A 21321-nucleotide genomic window follows, 5' to 3' on the forward strand; every position below is an offset into this window, starting at 1 on the left:
TTTCCGCTTCTATCCTTGCCGATTGCGCGCCTAGGACGCGAACAGGGGCATATCGCGGACGAGGTGTCGCTGTGCGAGTACGTCCTGTAGCGGATCCGAGAGCGCGGCGAGTTCGGCCGCGGCCGCGGCCGCGGTCCGGTCGCAGAGTTCGCCGAGCCGGATCGTGCAGGCTGCGACCGCAGCGGGATCCAATGCCAGTAACCGCTGTGCCGCGGTCGCCGCGCCGGTCATGGTCGTGTAGACGACGACCGCGGCGGCCTGCTCGGAAGTCGCACCGCAGACCTGACCGACCACACCGAAGGCCGTCGACAGATGCGGCCGCACACCGAGAACCGTCCAATCCTTCCCTGGCCAAACCTGTTTCGCCAACCGCACCAAGCCGCGCCCCTGTGCCCGCGACGCTGCCCGCGCGGCCGGAGCCGGTGTCCGCGCATCCGCCTCGGCTTCGGCCCGCTCCGCGGTCAACTTCCCCGCACACACCGCCGCCGCCAACGAGGCCGCCACCAGGCCGGAAGTCCGGATCCGCCGCCGCAAATACAGCTCAACGGTCGCGACATCCCGCACTACCCCGGACGCCACCGCCTCCTCCACTCCCCCGGAATGCACGTGCCCCCCGATCGGCAGGCGCGAGTCCGCCAACGCGAACAGCGTCGCCAACCCCGTGGTCCCCGCATCCGATCCGCGCACCCGTCGATCCTATGCGTGACACGGTCGGGCTCCCTCACCCCGACCGGGCCACACATGATGTTCGGACCAGAGCGGGGTCGGGATGTCTCCTGACACCGCCGGGTCTGAAGGCATCGCGGTGCGCCCGACCGCGTTACCGCCAACGACTCACCGTCGGATGCGTGCGACACGCCGGAGTGCGATGAGTTTCGGGGATCCGCGCGGTCTATCTTCCTGAGGCCGTAACGGTCTCGCGGTTATGAGGAGGGCCGATGACTGATAAGGAATCAACGGGACAGCGCCGATTGGCGGAGCATCCGACCGTCAAGCGGGTGACCGAAATGGCGCGCACGACACCGGATCCGGTGCTGAATGCGGCGCGGCTGCGCGAGCTGTGCCTCGCGGCGGGAGCCGACGATGTGGGCTTCGTACCGGTCGACGATCCGAGGGTGGCGGTCGAACTCGAGCATGCGCGCGAAATCCTGCCCTCCGCACGCACATTCGTAACCTTCTGTGTCCGGATGAACCGGGACAACCTGCGCAGCACCATGCGCAGCCTGGCCAATACCGAATTCAACCACGCCGACGACGAGACCAACGAGGTATCGCGCCGCATTACCAGGGCCCTGCAGGATGCCGGGTACCGCGCCGTCTACCCCGCGCCCGGATATCCGATGGAGGTCGACAAGTTCCCGGGTCGGATCTGGGTGATCGCGCACAAGGTGGTGGCCGAGGCGGCCGGATTGGGCGTTATGGGTATCCACCGCAACGTGATTCACCCGAAGTTCGGCAATTTCATCCTGCTGGGCACGGTGGTCACCGATGCCGTGATCGACGAGCCGAGCGCCGCACTGGATTTCAATCCGTGTCTGGAATGCAAGCTGTGCGTATCGGCCTGTCCGGTCGGCGCGATCACCAATGACGGCGGCTTCGATTTCCAGGCCTGCTATACCCACAACTACCGCGAGTTCATGGGCGGCTTCACCGATTGGGCCGAAACCGTCGCCGACAGCGATAGCGCCGCCGAGTACCGCGAGCGCGTCACCACCGGCGAATCATTCTCGATGTGGCAGAGCCTGTCGTTCAAGCCCAACTACAAGGCCGGATACTGCATGGCCGTCTGCCCGGCCGGGGAGGATGTGATCGGCGCCTACCTCGACGATCGCAAAACCCACCTCGACGATGTCGTGCGTCCGCTGCAGAACAAGGCCGAACCCGTCTACGTCCTGCCGGGATCGGCCGCGCAGGAGCACGTCACGCGCCGGTTTCCGAACAAGACGGCGAAGGCGGTGACCAATGGCTTCCCGGACGAGGTCAACGTCCTGCTCGATCAGATCGGCCCGCGTCCGCGCCGGAAACCGGGCGTATAACGATCAGCGAGGAACGCACGTTCCATGAAGCGCTGCGCCCGTCCTCGGGTCAGATCGGACCACGCCTGGACTCCGGACGACCACCACGGCGCGATTTTGCGCGGCTTGGCGGCCACGGCGTGACAGACCAGATCGGAGGCTTCGTCGACGGTCAGCCCGGGAACGCGACTGAAGTCGGTCGGCGCACTCATCCTGGTGTGCACGAGTGGCATGTAGATCGAGGTCGTTGTCACCTTGTCGGCGGCTATTTCCGCTGCGGCACTGCGCAACCAGACATCGAACGCGGATTTGGAAGCACCGTAGGCCGCCCACCGCGGGGCGGGCGGCATGAGTACGCCCCAGGTGGAGATATTGACGATATGACCCTGTTTGCGTTCGCGCATACTCGGCAGCAAGGTGAGCAACAGCCGGACCGGCCCGAGATAGTTCACATCGACGGTGCGCGTGAAATCATGGAAGCGGTCGTAGGATTCGTCGATCGAGCGGCGAATCGACTTGCCCGCGTTATTGATCAGCACATCGATATGGCCGTGTTCGGCCAGTAGATCGCGCCCGAGTTTTTCGACGGCGTCCATATCGGTCATATCCGTCGGGTACACACATGCGGTGCCGCCCTCGGCGGTGATCTCGGCCGCCACCTGCTCCAGAGCGTCGACGGAGCGCGCTACCAGCAGCACCGTCCCACCGGCCGCGGCCAGTTTGCGCGCGCTCGCCTTGCCGATGCCGTGCGACGCGCCGGTCACCAGCACGGTCCGGCCCGCGACCTCCCCGCGCAGGGATTTCTCACGCGGCCGGGAGGTCGGGTACAGCAGCCAGGACGCCACCCGCTCCGCGAGCGGGCGGCCATTGCTCGAAGCGGGAGTGTCGTTCACCCTCCCGACTGTATGCGCCGACCTGCCCTATTCGCGATCATTTGCCGAGGCACGCAGCAGCTCGGGCAGATCTTGTCGGGGCAGATAGGCCGCGATCCGCAACCCGTCTTCGGCACGGCGCACCAGGAAGTCGCTGTATACGTCGAGGGACCGTTCGCCGAGCGACAGCGCCCACCGTGCCGAGGTCAGCCAGCAGTGTCCGCCCAGTTCGAAGGTGGTTTGCTCGACCAGCCGGGTGCGCGGGACGGACCCGGCATCGAACTGGCACGCCCGCGCTCGGGCGGCGGCCACGAATTCCTCCCGGCTCACACAGCGACTCGATGTCGGGGTGGTCACCAGTATCACTGGCTCGAAAAGGCTTGGCAGTGCGGCGAAATCCGATGTCGCGACGATCTCGTCGTAGCTGCGGATGAAACCCTCGATCGAGGTGATGTCATGCGAAATCATGACATCCAATTATATCGCGAAGCCCATCCGAATCGAGGGAGGCGCGCCGGTCAGCGCCGTGGTGCGAATGCGGCGACCGCCGCCATCACCACCAAAAGCGCTGCGCCGACCGAAGTCGCGACATGCATTCCGGAGACAAAGGATTCGCGTGCGGAATCGATCAGCGCGGAATTGTCACCCGCATGCTGGACGGTCTCACCGAGCGTGTCCGCATAGTCGCCACCGGACCGGAAGACCAGTGCCGCAACCGAACCCAGCAGTGCGAGGCCGAGCGCATTGCCCAATTCGAAGCTGGTCTCGGAGATCCCGACCGCGGATCCGGCCCGCTCCGGCGGCACCGAGGACACCGCCACATCCGACACCAGGGTGAACGCCAAGCCGTAACCGATGCCCGCAATCGTAGATCCCGCCAGGTACCAGGCGATACCGCCGTCCACGCCGACACCGATCAGCATCACATTGCCGATAGCCGAGGCCAGCAGCGCCAGCACGAAGGTGGGACGCACCCCGAGCGTGTGCCCGATCCGCGCGCCACCCATCGAGCACACGAATACCGCGATCGCCATCGGAATCCCGAGCAGCGCGGCCGCCAGCGGGTCACGTCCGGTCACCGATTGCAGGTAGACGCTGGTGAGGTAGCTCATTGCCGCCAGCGACATCATGCCGACCAGGCTGGAGCCGATGGCGACCGAGAACTGCGCACGCCGGAACAGGCGCAGATCCAGCAGCGGTTCGGCCAGCTGCCGCTGCCGCCGCACGAAGATCGCGAGCAGCACCGCACCGGCGAGTCCGATCACGAGCGGTTCGATATCGAACCCTTCGGCCGCGATCTGTTTCACCGCGTACACCACCGGCAGAATGCCGCCGATGGACAGCAGCACACTCGGAATATCCAGCGGACCGACAACACCGGCGCGATGTTCCGGCAGTACGAACGGACCGAAGGCGAGCAGGATCAGCAGGACCGGAATATTGATCAGAAATACCGAGCCCCACCAGAAGTGGTGCAGCAGCACGCCACCGAGGATCGGGCCGACCGCGGACCCGCCCGCGAAGAATGCGGTCCACACACCGATCGCGGCGGCGCGTTCGCGGGCGTTGGGGAACAGACTGGAGATCAGCGCCAAACTCGACGGAAGCAGCGTCGCCCCGCCCATACCCATCAGCGCCCGCGCGATGATCAGCACCGCGGCGCTCGGCGCGAAGGCCGCCATGATCGATGCGATACCGAATACCGACGCACCAGCGAGCAGAATATTGCGCCGCCCGATCCGGTCACCGAGATTGCCCATGGTGATCAGCAGGCCTGCGATGAGGAACCCGTAGATATCGAGAATCCACAGTTGCTGCGCGGCCGACGGGTCGAGATCTAGGGTGAGCGTCGGCATGGCAAGGAAAAGGACCGAAATGTCCATCGACACCAGCAGCACCGGCAGTAGCAATACCGCCAGACCGAGCCGAGCACGCCGCGAACCGGACGCCGCCGCATGCGCGACCTCCACCTGTGTCATGTCGATTCCTCTCCCGCGTCGCGTACGGTGTACGCATCAGTCCGGGTACAGTGTACGCATGCGGTCTGAAAACTGGAAGCGAGTCATGGGATGACCGAACCCAAGCTCACTCGAGCGGCCATTGTCGATACCGCGATCGCCCTTGCCGACGAGGCGGGCTTGGACGGGTTGTCCATGCGACATATCGCCGAGCAGCTGGGTGTCGGCGCGATGTCGCTGTACCGGCACGTCGCGAACAAGGACGAACTGCTCGCGCTGATGACCGACGAGATCTCGGCCCGCAATCCGTATCCGTCACCGGAGGGCGAGAACTGGACCTGGCGCGACCGGGTGCGCATCGCAGCAGAGATCGATTGGGCGCTCTACCAGAAGCATCCGTGGGTGCTGCTCACCTTCGCGATGCCCCGCTACAGCTTCGGCCCGCAGGGTCTGGCCTGTTTCGCATGGCTGGTCGAGGGGCTGCGCGAGCTGAATGTCTCCACCCGCGAGGCGTCCACCATGGCCTTCGCGGTATGGAACTACATCTCCGGGGCCACGCTGCCGCATATCAGCGGTGCGCTGGTCGCGCGTAAAGGCATGAATCCGGAGGGCTCGAACGGACTGCGGGCGCTGCTGGAAGGAAAATCACAACTGCCCATACCGCCCGCGCTCGCGGATCTGAACGGCAGTGGTGTCAGCGATCTGACCTCGGAGGATTTGCTGTATATCGGATTGTCCGCGCTCTGCGATGGATTCGAGGCACGGTGCGCGAAGTCCGCCACCTCTTGACCTGAACGGCGGTTCAGGTCGCAGGGTGGGTTGGTTCGCCGACGATTAGGAGCCACCGTGCACGCCATCCGCCTTCATGCCTTCGGGCCAGCCGACAATCTGCGCTACGAAACGGTTTCGGATCCGGTGCCCGGGCCGCCGAGTTAGCCGTAACGGAAACCCCTCGGTTGCACGAGATTCCGGCCGAACTCGATCCGGCGGAGGCGGTCGCGATCGTCGGTACCGGGCGAACGACTATGGGGATCTTATTGTTCACCGAACTCGGTCCGGACAGCGTTGTGCTGGTAACCGCCGCTGCGGGCGGCATCGGGACACTGCTGGTTCAACACGCGAAGAATGTCGGGGCGACGGTGGTCGGACTGGCGGGTGGGCCCGAGAAAGTCGAACTCGTGCAACGTAATGGCGCGGATATCGGGATCGATTACCTACGCCCCGACTGGCCCGAACAGGTACGCGCCGAGCTCGGCGACCGCAGGGCCACTGTGTTGTTCGACGGAGTCGGCGGCGAAATAAGCCGCGCGGCAGTCGATCTGCTCGGCAAGGGCGGTCAGCATCTGATCTATGGCGCGGCCGACGGCGCTCCGCTATCGCTTTCGGAGGAGGAATTGGCCACCCGCGACATCACCTCCGAAATGGTCGTCGGACCGCGCATGCTCCAGCGCGTCGACGGCGACCTGCGCCCGCTCGAAGACAAGGCGATGGCCGAGGCCGCAGCCGGTCGAATGCGGCCCGCGGTCCAGCGTTTCGCGCTTGCCGATGCGGCCGAGGCGCACCGCGCGCTGGAGACGCGGGGCACCGTCGGCAAGGTGGTGCTTCAGGCGTAGGAGCGACCACCCGGATCGTTCTGCGCGCGGAATCCCAACCCCGCCGCTGTTCGATCCATCCAATGACGCCCATTCCCCGCCCCCACGCCTGGATCTCCGGCGAAACCGAGCACCGGAGATCCGAGCGGCTGTGTTCAGTCGAGGGCCTCACCGTTGACCACGGCGTAAGCGAAACCGTCCCAACCCTTGCTGCCGACGGTTTGCACAATGGTGGCGTCGAGGCTGGGTTCGGCGGCGAGCAGGTCGACCAGATCGCGGCTGGCCTGGACCGCCGGATCGTCCGAATGATCGTCGGCGACAGCGCCATTGCGCACGACATTGTCGACGATGATCACCGAGCCCGGGCGGGTCAAGCGCAGCGCCCAGAGCACATAATTCGAATTGTTGACCTTGTCGGCATCGATGAACACCAGATCGAACGGCTCCGGATCCTCCTCCGCCAGCACCGGCAGACTGTCCAGCGCCGCACCCACTCGGATCTCGACCCGATCCCCGACCTGGGCCCGATCCAGATTCTCCCGCGCCACCCGCGCGTGCCGCGGCTCGAATTCCAGGGTGATGACCTGGCCATCCTTCCCCACCGCCCGCGCCAACCAAATCGTGCTGTAGCCGCCGAGCGTGCCGATTTCGAGCACCCGCCGCGCCCCGATCGACCGCGCTATCAGATGCAGGAACTTCCCTTGCGCCGGCGATACATCGATAGCAGGCAGTCCGGCCGCCGCATTGGCGGCCAATACCGTCGCGGTCGAATCCTCGCCTCCCACCAGAGAGTCCACGATGAAGCTGTCTACGTCGGCCCACTCGAACGTCGTCATGCCATGAAGTCTGCCACCGGGTGCCGGCATACCGCCGAAACTGATCGGCCGACACCCACGTTCCCGGAAACCTGGCGGGGCATACCGCCCACACAGTCGCGTGCGCAGAACTGAGACCAATGCGTGTCACTTACGCTGTGAACGAGGGCGCCCGGCAACCAGCCCTTCTCGCGCCGACAATCAGAACAGGAAGTAGCGCTGGGCCATGGGCAACTCGGTGGCGGGCTGCTCGGTCCAGACCTCGCCGTCGATGCGCACGGTGAAGGTATCCGGATCGACTTCGATCCGTGGCATGGCGCCATTGTTCGGCATATCCGTCTTGGTGACGTGACGAACGTTCTTGACCGGAGCCAGTTTTCGGCGCAGGCCCAAGCGTTCGGCGAGGCCGTCGTCGATGGCATGTTCGGAGACGAAGTGCAGCGAGGTCGCGGCAGCCGCCAGTGGTGCGGCACCGAACATGGGTCGCGGCAGCACCGGTTGCGGGGTCGGTATGGAGGCATTGGCATCGCCCATGGCGGCCCAGGCGATCGCGCCGCCCTTGAGGACGGCATGCGGGCGAACACCGAAGAACGCTGGATCCCACAGCACGAGGTCGGCGAGCTTGCCGACCTCCACCGAACCGATTTCGTGGTCGAGTCCATGGGCGATGGCCGGGCAGATGGTGTATTTCGCGATATAGCGCCGTACACGGGCGTTATCGGCGGCGCCGTCGCCGTCCAGCGCGCCGCGGCGGCGCTTCATGACGTGCGCGGTCTGCCAGGTACGCATGACGACCTCGCCGATGCGGCCCATCGCCTGGGAGTCGCTGCCGATCATGGAAATAGCGCCCAGATCGTGCAGCAGATCCTCGGCGGCGATGGTTGATGGCCTGATTCGACTCTCCGCGAAGGCGAGATCCTCCGGAATGGACGCGCTGAGGTGGTGGCACACCATGAGCATGTCCAAGTGCTCGTCCAGAGTATTGACCGTATGCGGTCGGGTCGGGTTGGTCGAGCTGGGCAGCACATTGAGATGCGAAGCGACGGTGATGATGTCTGGCGCGTGCCCGCCGCCCGCCCCCTCGGTGTGATACGCGTGGATGCCGCGGCCCGCGATGGCGCCGAGCGTGTCCTCGACGAATCCGGCCTCGTTCAGGGTGTCCGAGTGCAGCGCCACCTGGACGCCCGCCGCATCGGCGACGGTGAGGCACGCATCGATCGCGGCGGGGGTCGAGCCCCAATCCTCATGCAACTTGAAACCCGCTGCGCCACCACGCAATTGTTCCCACATGGATTCGGCGCTGACGGTATTGCCCTTGCCGAGCAACACGATATTCAGCGGCCAGGCGTCGGTAGCCTCCAGCATCCGGGCCAGATGCCAGGATCCGGGCGTCACGGTGGTCGCCTTGCTACCCTCGGCCGGGCCGGTGCCGCCGCCGATCAATGTCGTGATACCCCCGCCGAGCGCCTCGTCCATCAGCTGCGGACAGATGAAATGCACATGACAGTCGATCGCGCCCGCGGTGAGGATGCGGCCATTGCCCGCGATGATCTCGGTATTCGGGCCGACCACCAGATCCGGATGCACTCCGTTCATGGTGTCCGGATTGCCCGCTTTACCAATCGCACTGATGCGGCCGTCGCGAATTCCGACGTCGGCCTTGATGATTCCCCAGTGATCGATGATGACCACGCCGGTGATCACGGTGTCGGGGGTGCCATCGGCGCGCGTCGCGCGGGCCTGGCCCATGGATTCGCGCAGCACCTTGCCGCCACCGAAGACGGCCTCGTCGCCCGCGAGTCCCGGTCCGCCGCAGCGGTCCTCGGTGATCTCGATCAGCAGATCGGTGTCCGCCAGGCGAATTCGGTCCCCGGTGGTCGGACCGAACAGCTCCGCGTAGCGCGCCCGGCTCAGCTCACTCATGACGCACCATCCAAACGTCCGGGGGGATTGCGGCTGATGCCGTGGACCTCGCGGCTGCCGCCGAGCGGAACCAGCGAAACCCGTTGGCCGAGACCGGGTTCGAAGCGCACTGCGGTACCGGCGGGGATATCGAGCCGACGTCCGTGCGCGGCTGACCGATCGAAACGCAGTGCGACATTGGCCTGCGGGAAATGCACATGGCTGCCGACCTGCACCGGACGGTCACCGGTATTCACGACGTCGAGCTCGATGCGGTCCGCGCCCGCGTTCAACTCGATGGTGCCCTCGGCGCAGAGGTATTCGCCCGGAATCATTGTCGCCCTAGCCGATCGGATGGTGGACGGTGACCAGCTTTGTACCGTCTGGGAAAGTGGCCTCGACCTGGACGTCATGGATCATCTCCGGCACACCCTCCATCACATCGGCGCGTGTGAGAACCGTCCGCCCCGAAGACATCAGCTCCGCGACGGTGCGGCCGTCGCGCGCACCCTCGAGCACATGATCGGTGATCAGCGCGATCGCCTCCGGATGGTTCAGCGCGAGCCCGCGCGCCTGCCTGCGCCGGGCCAGTTCGGCCGCGTAGCTCAGCAGCAGCCGTTCCTGCTCATGCGGCGACAGTCGCATCCGGGCTCCTCAGTGCTCGTGGATCAGGGTGACGGTAATTCTGGCACGCCCGTTCCGGGAGCGCCGATCAATCCCGGGCGGGCAGATTCTGCAGACGCACCTGGCCGTGCGCCACCGTGCGACCCTCGTCATCGGTCAGCACGACCTGCCACAACTGCTGCAGGCGGCCGCGGTGCAGCGGTGTCGCCTCGCCGAAGACCTTGCCCTCGCGGACCGAACGCAGAAAGTCGGTGTTGTTGTTCACCCCCACCACGGTGCCCTTATTGCCCTGAGCGTTGTACCAGACGCCGCCGCCGACGCTGGCCAGCGTTTCGACGATCGTGCAGTACACGCCGCCGTTGATAATGCCTGCCAACTGCAGCAACTGCGGTCCGGCGGTGAGTTGACCGCGCACCCGATCCGGCGTGACCTCGGTGAATTCGAGTCCGATCAGATCGGTGAAGGTGTTCTTGCTGAGCTCGGTCATCAGCTCGGGCGTCACGTCGGCCAGCCCCTGAATCTGGGCAACTTCCTGCTGTGTCATGCATTCACCTTGACACAGGGTGTCCCGACCCTCGCACCACGGCTACTTCTCGGCGTTCACTAGCCGAGGCAGAGCGGCGGGCTCCACACGCACATGGAGCCCGCCGCGGCAGTGGATCGGGGGTTCACGGCAGCCCTCCGGAACACTCGGCCGATCCCAACGCCGAAATCAGTATAGGTCAGGCTTACCTAAGTGAGCAACTTCTGCCGTGTCGCACTACGCTCGCGGTGATGCATTCGATCAAGGCCATGCGGGCGACCAGACACTTTCTGCCGGAACCCATTCCACGCACGACCATCGCCGAGATCGTGGACACGGCCCGATGGACCGGCTCGGCACGCAACCGGCAACCATGGCGATTCATCGCGGTGAATACCGAGACGCTGCGGATACAGCTGAGCGAACTCGGCCACTACGCGGGCCATCTGGCCGAGGCGCCGCTGGTCCTCGTATTACTTTCGGCGGATAACGGTTTCACCGACACCGAGTTCGATATGGGTCGCGTCTGCCAGTCGCTGTGCTTGACAGCCCATGAGTACGGACTCGGCACCTGCGTGACCACAATTCACCCCGGCGACAATGTCGTCCGAGCGGCGGCACTGCTCGATATCGAACCCGGGTGGCTACCGCGCCATGCCATTGCCATCGGCCGCCGCGATCCACAACGGCACCGCAGTCCATCAGCGATCCCGACCGGACGACTGCCCGGACCAACCCTGCTGACCTGGGCTTGACCGTCGCTATCGAACCAGGCAACCCACAACGCGTCGCACGGGCAGACCGCGCTCTTCCAGCGCCGACATCAATCCATCACCCCGGCGCGCACCGACCAGCGAATCCGTCCGCGCCAGATCCGGCACGTAAGTGGCCGCACCGACAATGGATTCGCCGACCAGCGACCAGAATCGACGCTCGCCGAGCCCCGCGCAACCGGCCAAGGTCCGCTGAATCAACCGCAGCGACGGTTCACACCGATGCGCGAGCCAGACGTACACGGCCTGCTCGCACGGCAACGTGACCACCCCGGTCTCCCCGGTCAGCCGATCACCGTCGAGCACGCGAATCGTGGTGTCCGCCAACCCTGCCCAATCGATTCCGCCGTCGTTGTCGGTATGGAGCCACAGATTCTCGAGACCCGGATCCCACACCCGCCCCTCGGCCACCAGCAGGGCGACCACCCGGCCGATCACCGCGTGGATCAACGCGGTCGCCACCACCTCGGCGGCGGTATCGGCGCTGATCATCTCCGCGGCGTGCCGCCGATACATCAGTTCGATCCGTCCCTCGCGCAACCCGTCGGCCAGCCGCCACCACCTCCGTTTGCCCTGCTCGGACATGGCGGCCACCGCATATACCCGCGGATGTTCTGGTTGCAACGAGCGCAACCGGGCACAGGCCCTACCGAATGCCACCTGGGACTGGCGAGGCATGTAGGTCGTGACTGGCTCGGACATCGAACCTCCTCGGGTCGGCTCCGTGATGGGTCGGATTGAAAAGATAGGTTAGGCTTACCAGACCTAGAACCCGGACACCACCTATCGAGTCAGGAGTAGTTCGTCGCTGTGACGGCATCAGGCACCATCGCGCTGGGAGCGCGACGAACAAATACGGCGCGCCGTCATCAGCTCGGACTCGTCGCGTTGACCGCACTGCTCCTCGTCGCCACGGTGGCCAGCACCGCCATCGGCACCCGATCGCTGTCCCCCGGCGCCGTCTACGACGCCGTGCACAACGCCCTCACCTGCCCGGGCGGGCCGTTCACCTGCCCCGCGGACTCGACCGCAGCGGAGATCGTGCGCGGACTTCGGTTGCCGCGCACCGCGCTTGGACTGGTCACCGGGCTCGCGCTCGGAATCGCGGGTGCGCTGATCCAGGGCTATACCCGCAACCCACTCGCCGACGCGGGCCTGCTCGGCTTGAATGCGGGCGCGGCCTTCCTTGCGGCACTGAGCATTTACCTGTTCGCGCTCACCGCACCCGAGCAATACATCTGGTTCGCCTTCGCGGGGGCGCTGATCGCGGGGCTTGTGGTGTTCGGTGTATCCGCGATCGGCGGCGGCAAGGTGAGTCCACTCAGTCTGGTACTGGCCGGTGCCGCCGTGACCGCACTCCTGCAGGCGATGACGAATGCCATTGTGCTCATGGACAATGCGGCGCTGGACACCTACCGATTCTGGGTGGTCGGCACGGTGAACGGGCGCGATGCCGAGGTGTTCTGGCAGGTGCTGCCGTTCTTGGCGATCGGCGTGGCGCTGGCCGTGGCGGCTGCGCCGGGACTGAATCTGCTGAGCCTCGGTGACGAGGTCGCGCGCGGACTCGGCGTGCATATCGGACGCAGTCGTGCGCTCGGCCTGGCCGCGATCGTATTGCTGTGTGGTGCCGCGACGGCGGCGGTCGGCCCGATCGCATTCATCGGATTGATAGTGCCGCACGTCGCACGGGTTTTCACCGGGCCCGACTATCGCTGGCTGATCCCGTACTCCGGACTGCTCGGTGCACTGCTGCTGCTTTTCGCCGATATGGTTGGACGAATTGTCGCGCGACCGGGCGAATTACAGGTCGGCGTGATGATCTCGGCCCTCGGTGCACCGTTCTTCATCCTGCTCGTTCGTCGCAAGAAGCTGGTGAGCCTGTGAAGCAGATCTCACGGCGATCGTCGCGAACGGATTTGCGGGCCGCCGGGAAACATTCATGACCGAACGAATCATGGACGAAACCTCTCCGGCTGGCACCGCGACCGGCACCAGCCGGTCTCCGGCCGAAACAGCACCTTCAGGACGTATTCGCCCTGCCTTGCGCGTCGGTCCGGTCTCGATTGTGCTGCGCCCAACCATGGTGCTCATAGTTCTTGCGTTGGCCGCGACAGTGCTCACGCTGTTCTGCCTCGATATCACCTTCGGCGACACCCACATTCCGATCGGCCGGGTACTGGATGTGCTCAGCGGCGGCGGCACCCGATCCCAGCGCTTCATCGTGCTGGAGTCCCGATTGCCGCGCGCGCTCACGGCCGCGGTGGTCGGTGCGGCACTCGGCATCGCGGGCGCGATCACCCAATCGATCCTGCACAACCCGCTCGCCGCACCGGATATGCTCGGCATCACCACCGGCTCGAGCCTCGGCGCGGTCGCAGTCCTGGTCGGAACCGGGGGCGCGACAACGGGACTCGCCGCGAGTGTCGGCGCGCCGCTGGCGGCACTGACCGGTGGTCTGCTCACTGCGGTCGTGATCTACCTCCTCGCCTGGGGTCGCAGCGTGACCGGCGACCGCGGGGTCACGCCGATGCGACTGGTGCTGATCGGCATCGGTGTGAACGCATTGCTGTTGTCCGGCATCAGCTTTCTGCTCACCCGCGCCAGTCTGCAGGATGCGGCCCGTGCTCAACTCTGGCTCAATGGCTCACTCAACAGCGCGGATCGGACCGAACTCGTCCCGGCCGCAGTGGCACTGGCCGTGGTCCTCGTGACCGCGGTGGCCTCCGCGAGAACCCTTGCCGCACTGCGTCTGGGCACCGATACCACCCGGGTGCTGGGCGTGCGGATCCAGACCCAGCAGACGCTATTGATCGGCGCGGCTGTCGTGGCCGCCTCCGTCGCCACCGCGGCCGTCGGTCCGGTCACTTTTGTGGCGCTCGCCGCACCGCAGATCGCCCGCCGCCTACTGCGAACTCCTGGCGAACCGCTCATCGGCTCGGCGCTCATCGGTGCCATCCTGGTAGTCGGCGCGGATGTGGCCTCGCGCACGCTGTTTCCGGTCGATCTGCCGGTCGGTGTCGTGACCGCCGCCTTCGGCGGACCCTTCCTGCTTTACCTGCTCGTGCGTATGAATCGGAAGGCGACCCTGTCATGACCAGCGATACGCGGCTCTCCGCACAGGAAGTCACCCTCGGCTACGGCGACCGCGTCATCGTCGACGGACTCGATATCGATATCGCACCCGGCGTCGTCACCACCGTCATCGGCCCGAACGGCTGCGGCAAATCGACCATGCTGCGCTCCCTCGGCCGCCTGCTGCGTCCTCGTCAGGGCCGAATCCTCTTGGACGGCAAGGCGATTTCGACGATGAAGACCAAGGATGTGGCACGCATCATCGGTATGCTCCCGCAATCGCCGGTCGCGCCCGAGGGGCTCACCGTGGCGGATCTCGTTACGCGTGGGCGTCATCCGCATCAGTCCTGGATCCGGCAGTGGTCGGCCACCGACGAGGCCGAGGTCATGTCCGCACTGGCGGCGACGGGCATCGCGGAGCTGGCCGATCGCTCACTCGACGAATTGTCCGGCGGTCAGCGCCAGCGCGCCTGGATCTCGATGGCACTGGCCCAGGGCACCGATATCCTGCTGCTCGATGAGCCGACCACCTACCTCGACCTCGCGCATTCGGTCGAGGTCCTGGACCTGATCGACCGACTGCACGACGACCTCGGGCGCACCGTGGTGATGGTGCTGCACGATCTCAACCTGGCCATTCGCTACAGCGACCAGCTCATCGTCATGCGCGACGGGCGCATCGTCTCCCAGGGCGCGCCCGCCGATATCATCAATGTCACACTGCTGCGTGAGGTCTTCGACCTCGACGCCTCGGTGCTCGAGGATCCGGTCTCCGGCCGTCCGATGATCGTCCCCATCGGTACCCGGCACGTTTTGCCGGCGTATGACAAATGACACACAGCTATCAGGCAGTTACGACGGCGTGTAGTACGCAATTGTGTCGTTGAGTCCGTAAGCTTGAAGAATGGCAGGACTTGGTGAACTCGAGAGGGCAGTCATGGACCAACTGTGGTCCAATGACGAGCCGCAAACCGTACGGCAGGTACACGAGGCTTTGGCCGCCCGCCGTGAGCTCGCGTACACCACGGTGATGACGGTGCTGCAACGGCTGGCGAAGAAGAATCTGGTGGTCCAGCGCCGCGACGACCGCGCCCATCGCTACGCGCCGGTGCATACCCGCGACGAACTTGTGGCCAGCTTGATGGTCGATGCATTGCAGCAGGCCGATGCGGCGGGCAGCCGCGCGGCGGCGCTGGTGCACTTCGTCGAACAGGTCGGCAGGGACGATACGGATGCGTTGCGAGAAGCACTCGCTAAGCTCGAGGCATCCGAAGATACTGCGCCGCCGAAGCAGTAGTCTTGGGATTCTGGCCTCACAATGAGGTGAGTGCCCTGGCCCCACAACGCAGTGAGCTGAGTCGATGAACGCAACCGCGCCGGTCTTCGCCGGTCTCGCTTTGCTTCTCGCGGGGCCTGCCCCAGCGCTGCTGAGCCGCGCGACCTGGCCGTATCGGACACCGCGCGCCGCGCTCGTGTTATGGCAGGCCATCGCGCTCGCAGCCGTGCTCAGCGCATTCGGCTCGGGCCTGGCCATCGCCGCACAATTACTCGTTCCCGGACCGAACGGTCGCCCGACCACCTCCCCGGCCCGGGAAATCGACGCGCTCGGACTGCCGCTGTGGCTGGCCTATGTCTTCGTCTTCGCGCTGACCCTGCTGGTCGGCGCGCGGCTGATGTACGCGATCGTGCGTGTCGGTGTGCACACCCGCAGGCGTCGGGCACGCCACCGCATGCTCGTCGATCTGCTCGACCAGAGCGGACCGCAGCGCCGCGCCGCCGATATCCGGGTCCTCGCCTCGACCGAACCGATCGCCTACTGCCTGCCCGGCCTGCGCCAGCGGGTCGTACTGAGCGAAGGCACGCTGACCAGCCTGAAGGACGCCGAGGTCACCGCCATCGTCAGCCATGAGCGCTCGCATCTGCGCGCCCGGCACGACCTGGTACTCGAGGCGTTCACCGCAGTGCACGAGGCCTTCCCCCTGGTGGTGCGCAGCAAGGCCGCGCTCGGCTCGGTCAAACTGCTGATCGAACTGCTCGCCGATGACTCGGCGGTAAAGGTGACCGGCCCGAAGCCGCTGGCCCGCGCGCTGGTCGCATGCGCCAAGTCCACCGCTCCGCAGGGTGCGCTCGCCGCAGGCGGACCGACCACCCTGATCCGCATCCAGCGCCTGGGTGGACGGATCGGCGATCTGCGGATCGCCTCGGCGGCGTATCTGGGGTCGGCGGCCATCCTGGTGGTCCCGACCATGGCCGTCGCGGTACCCTGGCTGGTCGAACTGGATCGACTGCTGCGTAACTGATTCCTCCGGTTCTCCCCGACACACCCGGTCCTACCGCAACCCGATGACCGGGCCCAACCATCTCGGCGGCACCACGCGTGCCCGGATCTACCCGCGCCGAGACATGAAAGGCACACAACCCCGTTGACCTCCTCCACCCCTGCCACCACCTTCGCGGATCTGGGCCTACCCGCCGTGCTCGTCCAGGCGCTGCGCCGCGACGGCATCGAGATGCCGTTCCCGATCCAGGCCGCGACCGCGACCGATGCGCTGGCGGGTAAGGATGTGCTCGGGCGCGGACCGACCGGCTCCGGCAAGACGCTTGCCTTCGGGCTGCCGATGCTCACGCTGCTCGCCGGTGCCCAGTCCAAGCCGGGCCGTCCGCGCGGTCTGGTGCTTGTACCGACCCGGGAACTGGCGGCCCAGATCGAAAAGGCGCTGGATAGTGCGGCACTGGCGCTTGGGCTGCGGATAGCCTCGGTGGTCGGCGGCGCGCCGATCAAGCGGCAGGCCGACCGGCTCGCACGCGGCGTGGACCTGCTCATCGCCACGCCTGGACGGCTGGAAGATCTGATCAACCAGCGCTCCGCCGACCTGTCCGATGTGCGGATCATCGCGCTGGACGAGGCCGACCACATGGCCGATATGGGCTTCCTGCCACAGGTCACCAAGCTGCTCGACCGGACACCGAAAGATGGTCAGCGCCTGCTGTTTTCGGCCACCCTCGACGGTGAGGTCGACAAGCTGGTCAAGCGCTACCTGCGCTCCCCGGTCACCCATTCCACCGCGCCGCCGTCGGCCTCGGTCGCGACGATGTCGCATCACCTGCTGTACCTGCGCAAGGCCGACAAGCGCGAGATCACCGCGCAGATCGCCGCCCGCGACGGGCTGACGATCATGTTCGTGCGCACCAAACACGGTGCGGACCGACTAGCCAAGCAGTTGCGCGCGGCGGGCATCGCCGCGGGCGCGCTGCACGGCGGTAAGGCACAGAACAACCGCGTGCGGACCCTGGCCGCATTCGCCGACGGTACGACACCGGTACTGGTAACCACCGACGTGGCCGCGCGCGGCATCCACGTGGACGGGATATCCCTTGTCGTGCACGTGGATCCGCCCGCGGAATCCAAGGCGTACCTACATCGCGCGGGCCGCACCGCCCGCGCCGGTGAGGACGGCGTCGTCGTTACGCTGGTCACCGAGGAGGAGCGCGCCGAGGTCGAGAAGATGACCCGCAAGGCGGGCGTCGATGTCGACGGCGTGCAGATCCGTCCGGGTGATCGGCGGTTGATCCAGATCACCGGTGCGAAGCAGCCATCCGGTGTGCCGATCGTGGCGGCGAACTCGGCAGTCACGGTGGGCGACGAAGGTGAGTTGCAGGTCGGTAGGTCGAGCCGCCGGTCGGGTGGTGCAGGCGCGGGTGGTCGTGGTCGTGGCGCACGCTCGGGCGGTGCGGGCTCAGCTGGTGCCGGGCGGCGTAGTGCCGGTTCGAGCGCTCGCGCCGGGGATGCGAAGAAATCTTCGGGTGGTTCGTCCGGATCGACCGCGACGTCGAGTCGGCGCGGAGCCGGAACGCCGGGACGTGGGTCGACGGCCGCGCCTGCCGCGGGTCGAACCGCAGGCGTAGCAACGGCGGCCCCGGGCCGCGGCGCGAAGACGGCTCCAGCGCGGACCGCGAGCGTGGCATCAGCCGCGCCGGGTCGTGCTGCCGGGTCGGTAAAGACAGCCCACGGAACGGGCTCATCCGCGCGTGGCGCATCGGCCAGCCATGGCACAGGAGCCACCTCCGGTCGCGGTGCCGCGTCCGGCCGCACCGCTGCGACCAGCGGCGACACGCCCGGCCGTACGCGTCGACGCGCCGGACGCGCGCAGGGGGTGCCGGGCGGCCGCAATCGGGGGGCAAACTAGCCTGGTGGCGAATCATCAGGTGGGTGCGGTCGTCTGTGCACTGATCTCGGCATTGCTCTTCGCGGTGGCCGCGGTCACGCAGCAGCATGCGGCGTCCGCGGTTCCGGAGGACGAGTCGCTCATTCGTTCGCTGATCCGCAATCCGCGCTGGTGGGCCGGAATCGTCGGTGACGCGGGCGGCTTCGCGATGCAGGTCGCCGCCCTGGCTCTGGGTGCGGTGCTGCTCGTCCAGCCAATTCTGGTGAGCATGTTGGTCTTCGCGCTCCCGCTCTCCGCCCGGATCAACCACCGCCGCGTCACGCCGCGCACGTGGGCGACCGCCATCGCCCTCGCGGCGGCGCTTGCCTGCTTCTTGATTGTCGGCGATCCGTCCGAGGGCAATACCAATGCGCCCCTGCGTGATTGGATCCCGCCGCTGGTCGGCCTGGTCGGTCTGCTGGCGGTAGCCGTCGTCGCCGCCCTCGGTACCTCCGACCCGACCCGCCGCGCACTCCTGTTCGGCGTCGTGGGCGGGGCCCTGTTCGGTCTGGCCGCCGCGCTCACCGAGTATGTAACCGAACTCTTCGATGGCGGCCTGACTCACGTAACGGGCAGCTGGCAGACCTGGGCCCTGTTGGCCTCCGGCCTGATCGGCCTCTATCTGCAGCAACGCGCCTTCCAATCCGGCCCCCTGGTCGCATCGTTGCCCGCCGTAACCATCGCCGAACCCCTGGCCGCCGCCTTCATCGGCATCACCGTCCTCGACGAACGCCTCCGCACCAATCACATCGGACTCGCCGTAATCACCGTCGCCGTAATCATCATGTGCGCGACCACAATCCAACTGTCCCGCATCCAAGCCGAGGCATGACACACGGCTCGGGATCACGTGGAAACCATGGCGGCATCGGCCGAGAAGCGCCGCCGCCATTCCACCTGATCTTGATTCCGGTGCCGCGCCTCACATCTCGAGCTGGGCCGGGACCGAATGCTGGGTGATTGCACGGGAGTACGGCGCACCGGTTAGAATCGGTTAAGTGCAGTTTCTCCCTGGTCATCAGCCGCCGTACGACCTGACCTACGACGACCTCTTCCTCGTCCCGAATCGGACGGATGTCGCGTCACGGTTCGATGTGGATCTGTCGACCGTTGACGGGTCCGGCACCACCATTCCCATTGTCGTCGCGAATATGACCGCGGTCGCCGGACGTCGGATGGCCGAGACGGTCGCTCGTCGCGGCGGCATTGTCGTCCTACCGCAGGATCTCCCGATCGCCGCGGCATCGGAAACCATCGCGTTCGTCAAGAGCCGCTCGCTCACCGCCGATACCCCGGTCACGCTGGATCCGGAGCGTTCGGTCTCCGAGGCCGTCGCCCTGATGCACAAGCGCGCCCACGGCGCGGTGGTTGTCGTCGACGGCGGTAAGCCGGTCGGCGTGGTCACCGAGGCGTCCTGCACCGATGTCGACCGGTTCGCCCGACTGCGCGATGTCGCGGTCACCGATTTCGTGCAGGCACCGGCCAGCACCTCGCCGCGCGATCTGTTCGATCTGCTCGAGGCCGAGCACGCGCAGCTCGCCGTGCTCATCGCCGAAGACGGCAGCCTCGCGGGCGTGATGACTCGTACCGGCGCCGTCCGCGCCGGGATCTACCAGCCCAACGTGGACGCCGACAACCAGTTGCGCGTCGCCACTGCGGTAGGAATCAACGGCGATGTGGCGGCCAAGGCCAAGGCGCTCGTCGACGCGGGCGCGGACCTGCTCGTCATCGATACCGCCCACGGCCACCAGGCCAAAATGCTCGAAACCCTCAGCACCATCCGCGATCTCGGCCTCGGTGTGCCATTGGTCGCCGGCAATGTGGTCTCCGCACAGGGCACCCGCGATCTGGCCGCCGCGGGGGCGGACATCATCAAGGTCGGTGTCGGCCCCGGTGCCATGTGCACCACCCGCATGATGACCGGCGTCGGCCGTCCGCAGTTCTCTGCGGTGGCCGAATGCGCCACCGCCGCAAAGGAACTCGGCGTGCACATTTGGGCCGACGGCGGCGTCCGGCACCCCCGCGACGTCGCTCTCGCACTTGCCGCGGGCGCGTCCAATGTGATGATCGGCTCCTGGTTCGCCGGTACCTACGAATCCCCCGGCGACCTGCGCGTGGACCGGGACGGCAATGCCTACAAGGAGAGTTTCGGCATGGCCTCCAAGCGCGCCGTCGCCGCACGGACCGCCACCGACAGCGGCTTCGACCGCGCCCGCAAGGCACTGTTCGAGGAGGGCATCTCCAGCTCGCGCATGCGCCTGGATCCGGAACGCCCCGGCGTCGAGGATCTCATCGACCACATCTGCTCCGGCGTCCGCAGTGCATGCACCTATGCGGGTGCCCGCAGCCTCTCGGAGTTCCACGACAAGGCGGTCCTCGGCGTCCAGTCAGCGGCGGGTTTCGCGGAAGGGCGCCCACTGCCGAGCGGCTGGTAGTTCCTGGCGAACGGGCAGCCCAGCCGAACAGCCGGGAGCCCCTCGCGCAAGGGCAGCTCGCCCCAACAACCGATAACCCCCTCACGAACAGGCAGCTCACCCAACAGTCAATATTCCCTGCTCAGCGATGGCTGACGACGGCGGCTTCCCGCCACAACCAACTACGACGGAGTGAGTCTTACGAGCGACCGTTCGCGGCCCGTCTCGCGTCCGAGTCGTCGAAGCGCATGCGACGAAGTCGCGAGACTCGCCCTTTCGGCACGCGTGCACCAGGTGCCGAACGCCCCGTCGCGGGCGACCACCACGGAGCGAGTCTTACGAGCGACCGTTTGCGGCCCGTCTCGCGTCCGAGCCGTCGAAGCGCATGCGACGAAGTCGCGAGACTCGCCCTTCCAGCACGCGTGCATCAGGTGCCGAACGTCCCGTCATCACCAACCACCACGGAGCGAGTCTTACGAGCGACCCGTTCGCGGCCCGTCTCGCGTCCGAGCCGTCGAAGCGCATGCGACGAAGTCGCGAGTCTCGACGGCTCGGA

Annotated in this window: 21 protein-coding genes and 1 pseudogene; 12 read left to right on the plus strand and 10 right to left on the minus strand. The window is 66.5% G+C overall.

Annotated elements, in window-relative coordinates:
- Positions 1 to 30: 30 nt before the first annotated feature.
- Positions 31 to 687, minus strand: coding sequence for an urease accessory UreF family protein (locus tag AB0J47_RS20490; protein ID WP_364347824.1), 657 nt, complete (start codon positions 685 to 687; stop codon positions 31 to 33).
- A gap of 251 nt (positions 688 to 938) precedes the next feature.
- On the opposite strand from AB0J47_RS20490, the gene AB0J47_RS20495 reads away from it, so the two are divergent.
- Positions 939 to 2036, plus strand: coding sequence for a 4Fe-4S binding protein (locus AB0J47_RS20495; protein WP_364347827.1), 1098 nt, complete (start codon positions 939 to 941; stop codon positions 2034 to 2036).
- On the opposite strand, the gene AB0J47_RS20500 is transcribed toward AB0J47_RS20495, so the two are convergent.
- Genes AB0J47_RS20500 through AB0J47_RS20510 form a run of 3 tightly spaced genes read right to left on the minus strand, consistent with a single transcriptional unit; the run spans position 1997 to position 4866 of the window.
- The gene (locus AB0J47_RS20500; protein ID WP_364347830.1) at positions 1997 to 2908 is read right to left on the minus strand and encodes an SDR family NAD(P)-dependent oxidoreductase; all 912 of its coding nucleotides are present in this window, start codon (positions 2906 to 2908) and stop codon (positions 1997 to 1999) included. The two genes, AB0J47_RS20495 and AB0J47_RS20500, sit on opposite strands and share 40 nt — an antisense overlap.
- Positions 2909 to 2935: 27 nt before the next feature.
- The gene (locus AB0J47_RS20505; RefSeq protein ID WP_364347833.1) at positions 2936 to 3355 is read right to left on the minus strand and encodes a hypothetical protein; all 420 of its coding nucleotides are present in this window, start codon (positions 3353 to 3355) and stop codon (positions 2936 to 2938) included.
- A gap of 50 nt (positions 3356 to 3405) precedes the next feature.
- Positions 3406 to 4866, minus strand: a complete 1461-nt coding sequence (locus AB0J47_RS20510) for an MFS transporter (RefSeq protein ID WP_364347836.1) — start codon at positions 4864 to 4866, stop codon at positions 3406 to 3408.
- A gap of 90 nt (positions 4867 to 4956) precedes the next feature.
- Between AB0J47_RS20510 and AB0J47_RS20515 the strand changes: the two genes are divergently transcribed.
- Entirely contained in the window at positions 4957 to 5634 is a 678-nt protein-coding gene (locus AB0J47_RS20515) for a TetR family transcriptional regulator (protein ID WP_364347839.1), read from the plus strand.
- 236 nt (positions 5635 to 5870) lie between these two features.
- Complete coding sequence (locus AB0J47_RS20520; protein WP_364347842.1) at positions 5871 to 6458, plus strand: zinc-binding dehydrogenase; 588 nt, start codon at positions 5871 to 5873, stop codon at positions 6456 to 6458.
- Positions 6459 to 6592: 134 nt separating this feature from the next.
- Here AB0J47_RS20520 and AB0J47_RS20525 read toward each other — a convergent pair whose 3' ends face one another.
- From AB0J47_RS20525 to AB0J47_RS20545, 5 genes are all read right to left on the minus strand, one after another.
- On the minus strand, positions 6593 to 7273 hold the full coding sequence (locus AB0J47_RS20525; RefSeq protein ID WP_364347845.1) for an O-methyltransferase: 681 nt from the start codon (positions 7271 to 7273) through the stop codon (positions 6593 to 6595).
- Positions 7274 to 7453: 180 nt separating this feature from the next.
- Positions 7454 to 9175: an urease subunit alpha gene (locus tag AB0J47_RS20530; RefSeq protein ID WP_364347847.1), complete on the minus strand. Its 1722-nt coding sequence runs from the start codon at positions 9173 to 9175 to the stop codon at positions 7454 to 7456.
- Positions 9172 to 9489, minus strand: a complete 318-nt coding sequence (locus AB0J47_RS20535; protein ID WP_364347850.1) for an urease subunit beta — start codon at positions 9487 to 9489, stop codon at positions 9172 to 9174. Before AB0J47_RS20535 ends, AB0J47_RS20530 begins: the two co-directional genes overlap by 4 nt.
- Positions 9490 to 9496: 7 nt before the next feature.
- The gene (locus AB0J47_RS20540) at positions 9497 to 9799 is read right to left on the minus strand and encodes an urease subunit gamma (protein WP_364347853.1); all 303 of its coding nucleotides are present in this window, start codon (positions 9797 to 9799) and stop codon (positions 9497 to 9499) included.
- Between the two features lie 67 nt (positions 9800 to 9866).
- Positions 9867 to 10265: a PaaI family thioesterase gene (locus tag AB0J47_RS20545; RefSeq protein WP_364347909.1), complete on the minus strand. Its 399-nt coding sequence runs from the start codon at positions 10263 to 10265 to the stop codon at positions 9867 to 9869.
- A 287-nt stretch (positions 10266 to 10552) separates the two neighbouring features.
- Between AB0J47_RS20545 and AB0J47_RS20550 the strand changes: the two genes are divergently transcribed.
- Complete coding sequence (locus tag AB0J47_RS20550; RefSeq protein WP_364347856.1) at positions 10553 to 11056, plus strand: nitroreductase family protein; 504 nt, start codon at positions 10553 to 10555, stop codon at positions 11054 to 11056.
- Positions 11057 to 11062: 6 nt separating this feature from the next.
- Here AB0J47_RS20550 and AB0J47_RS20555 read toward each other — a convergent pair whose 3' ends face one another.
- Positions 11063 to 11776, minus strand: coding sequence for a hypothetical protein (locus AB0J47_RS20555; protein ID WP_364347859.1), 714 nt, complete (start codon positions 11774 to 11776; stop codon positions 11063 to 11065).
- 108 nt (positions 11777 to 11884) lie between these two features.
- On the opposite strand from AB0J47_RS20555, the gene AB0J47_RS20560 reads away from it, so the two are divergent.
- The 8 genes and pseudogenes from AB0J47_RS20560 to AB0J47_RS20595 all read left to right on the plus strand — a co-directional run bounded on the left by AB0J47_RS20560 (position 11885) and on the right by AB0J47_RS20595 (position 20786).
- Entirely contained in the window at positions 11885 to 12958 is a 1074-nt protein-coding gene (locus AB0J47_RS20560; protein WP_364347862.1) for an iron chelate uptake ABC transporter family permease subunit, read from the plus strand.
- A 196-nt stretch (positions 12959 to 13154) separates the two neighbouring features.
- Complete coding sequence (locus AB0J47_RS20565) at positions 13155 to 14168, plus strand: iron chelate uptake ABC transporter family permease subunit (RefSeq protein ID WP_364347912.1); 1014 nt, start codon at positions 13155 to 13157, stop codon at positions 14166 to 14168.
- On the plus strand, positions 14165 to 14980 hold the full coding sequence (locus AB0J47_RS20570; RefSeq protein ID WP_364347865.1) for an ABC transporter ATP-binding protein: 816 nt from the start codon (positions 14165 to 14167) through the stop codon (positions 14978 to 14980). Before AB0J47_RS20565 ends, AB0J47_RS20570 begins: the two co-directional genes overlap by 4 nt.
- Positions 14981 to 15050: 70 nt before the next feature.
- Complete coding sequence (locus AB0J47_RS20575; protein ID WP_364347868.1) at positions 15051 to 15443, plus strand: BlaI/MecI/CopY family transcriptional regulator; 393 nt, start codon at positions 15051 to 15053, stop codon at positions 15441 to 15443.
- Positions 15444 to 15507: 64 nt separating this feature from the next.
- Positions 15508 to 16446, plus strand: a complete 939-nt coding sequence (locus AB0J47_RS20580) for a M56 family metallopeptidase (RefSeq protein ID WP_364347871.1) — start codon at positions 15508 to 15510, stop codon at positions 16444 to 16446.
- A 210-nt stretch (positions 16447 to 16656) separates the two neighbouring features.
- Positions 16657 to 17874, plus strand: a pseudogene (locus tag AB0J47_RS20585) (DEAD/DEAH box helicase); the annotation flags it as partial.
- A gap of 463 nt (positions 17875 to 18337) precedes the next feature.
- The gene (locus AB0J47_RS20590; protein ID WP_364347875.1) at positions 18338 to 19183 is read left to right on the plus strand and encodes a DMT family transporter; all 846 of its coding nucleotides are present in this window, start codon (positions 18338 to 18340) and stop codon (positions 19181 to 19183) included.
- A 166-nt stretch (positions 19184 to 19349) separates the two neighbouring features.
- On the plus strand, positions 19350 to 20786 hold the full coding sequence (locus AB0J47_RS20595; protein ID WP_364347878.1) for a GuaB1 family IMP dehydrogenase-related protein: 1437 nt from the start codon (positions 19350 to 19352) through the stop codon (positions 20784 to 20786).
- The last annotated feature ends 535 nt before the right edge of the window (positions 20787 to 21321 follow it).

The organism is Nocardia sp. NPDC049737 (genome assembly GCF_040674755.1).
Taxonomy (GTDB): Bacteria; Actinomycetota; Actinomycetes; order Mycobacteriales; family Mycobacteriaceae; genus Nocardia.

Bases quoted from the DNA above. Each gene is read 5' to 3' on its own strand.
- AB0J47_RS20495 (WP_364347827.1), top strand. From the start codon at position 939: ATGACTGATAAGGAATCAACGGGACAGCGCCGATTGGCGGAGCATCCG.
- AB0J47_RS20505 (WP_364347833.1), bottom strand. From the start codon at position 3,355: ATGATTTCGCATGACATCACCTCGATCGAGGGTTTCATCCGCAGCTAC.
- AB0J47_RS20510 (WP_364347836.1), bottom strand. From the start codon at position 4,866: ATGACACAGGTGGAGGTCGCGCATGCGGCGGCGTCCGGTTCGCGGCGT.
- AB0J47_RS20515 (WP_364347839.1), top strand. From the start codon at position 4,957: ATGACCGAACCCAAGCTCACTCGAGCGGCCATTGTCGATACCGCGATC.
- AB0J47_RS20520 (WP_364347842.1), top strand. From the start codon at position 5,871: ATGGGGATCTTATTGTTCACCGAACTCGGTCCGGACAGCGTTGTGCTG.
- AB0J47_RS20525 (WP_364347845.1), bottom strand. From the start codon at position 7,273: ATGACGACGTTCGAGTGGGCCGACGTAGACAGCTTCATCGTGGACTCT.
- AB0J47_RS20530 (WP_364347847.1), bottom strand. From the start codon at position 9,175: ATGAGTGAGCTGAGCCGGGCGCGCTACGCGGAGCTGTTCGGTCCGACC.
- AB0J47_RS20535 (WP_364347850.1), bottom strand. From the start codon at position 9,489: ATGATTCCGGGCGAATACCTCTGCGCCGAGGGCACCATCGAGTTGAAC.
- AB0J47_RS20540 (WP_364347853.1), bottom strand. From the start codon at position 9,799: ATGCGACTGTCGCCGCATGAGCAGGAACGGCTGCTGCTGAGCTACGCG.
- AB0J47_RS20545 (WP_364347909.1), bottom strand. From the start codon at position 10,265: ATGACCGAGCTCAGCAAGAACACCTTCACCGATCTGATCGGACTCGAA.
- AB0J47_RS20550 (WP_364347856.1), top strand. From the start codon at position 10,553: ATGCATTCGATCAAGGCCATGCGGGCGACCAGACACTTTCTGCCGGAA.
- AB0J47_RS20555 (WP_364347859.1), bottom strand. From the start codon at position 11,776: ATGTCCGAGCCAGTCACGACCTACATGCCTCGCCAGTCCCAGGTGGCA.
- AB0J47_RS20565 (WP_364347912.1), top strand. From the start codon at position 13,155: ATGGTGCTCATAGTTCTTGCGTTGGCCGCGACAGTGCTCACGCTGTTC.
- AB0J47_RS20570 (WP_364347865.1), top strand. From the start codon at position 14,165: ATGACCAGCGATACGCGGCTCTCCGCACAGGAAGTCACCCTCGGCTAC.
- AB0J47_RS20575 (WP_364347868.1), top strand. From the start codon at position 15,051: ATGGCAGGACTTGGTGAACTCGAGAGGGCAGTCATGGACCAACTGTGG.
- AB0J47_RS20580 (WP_364347871.1), top strand. From the start codon at position 15,508: ATGAACGCAACCGCGCCGGTCTTCGCCGGTCTCGCTTTGCTTCTCGCG.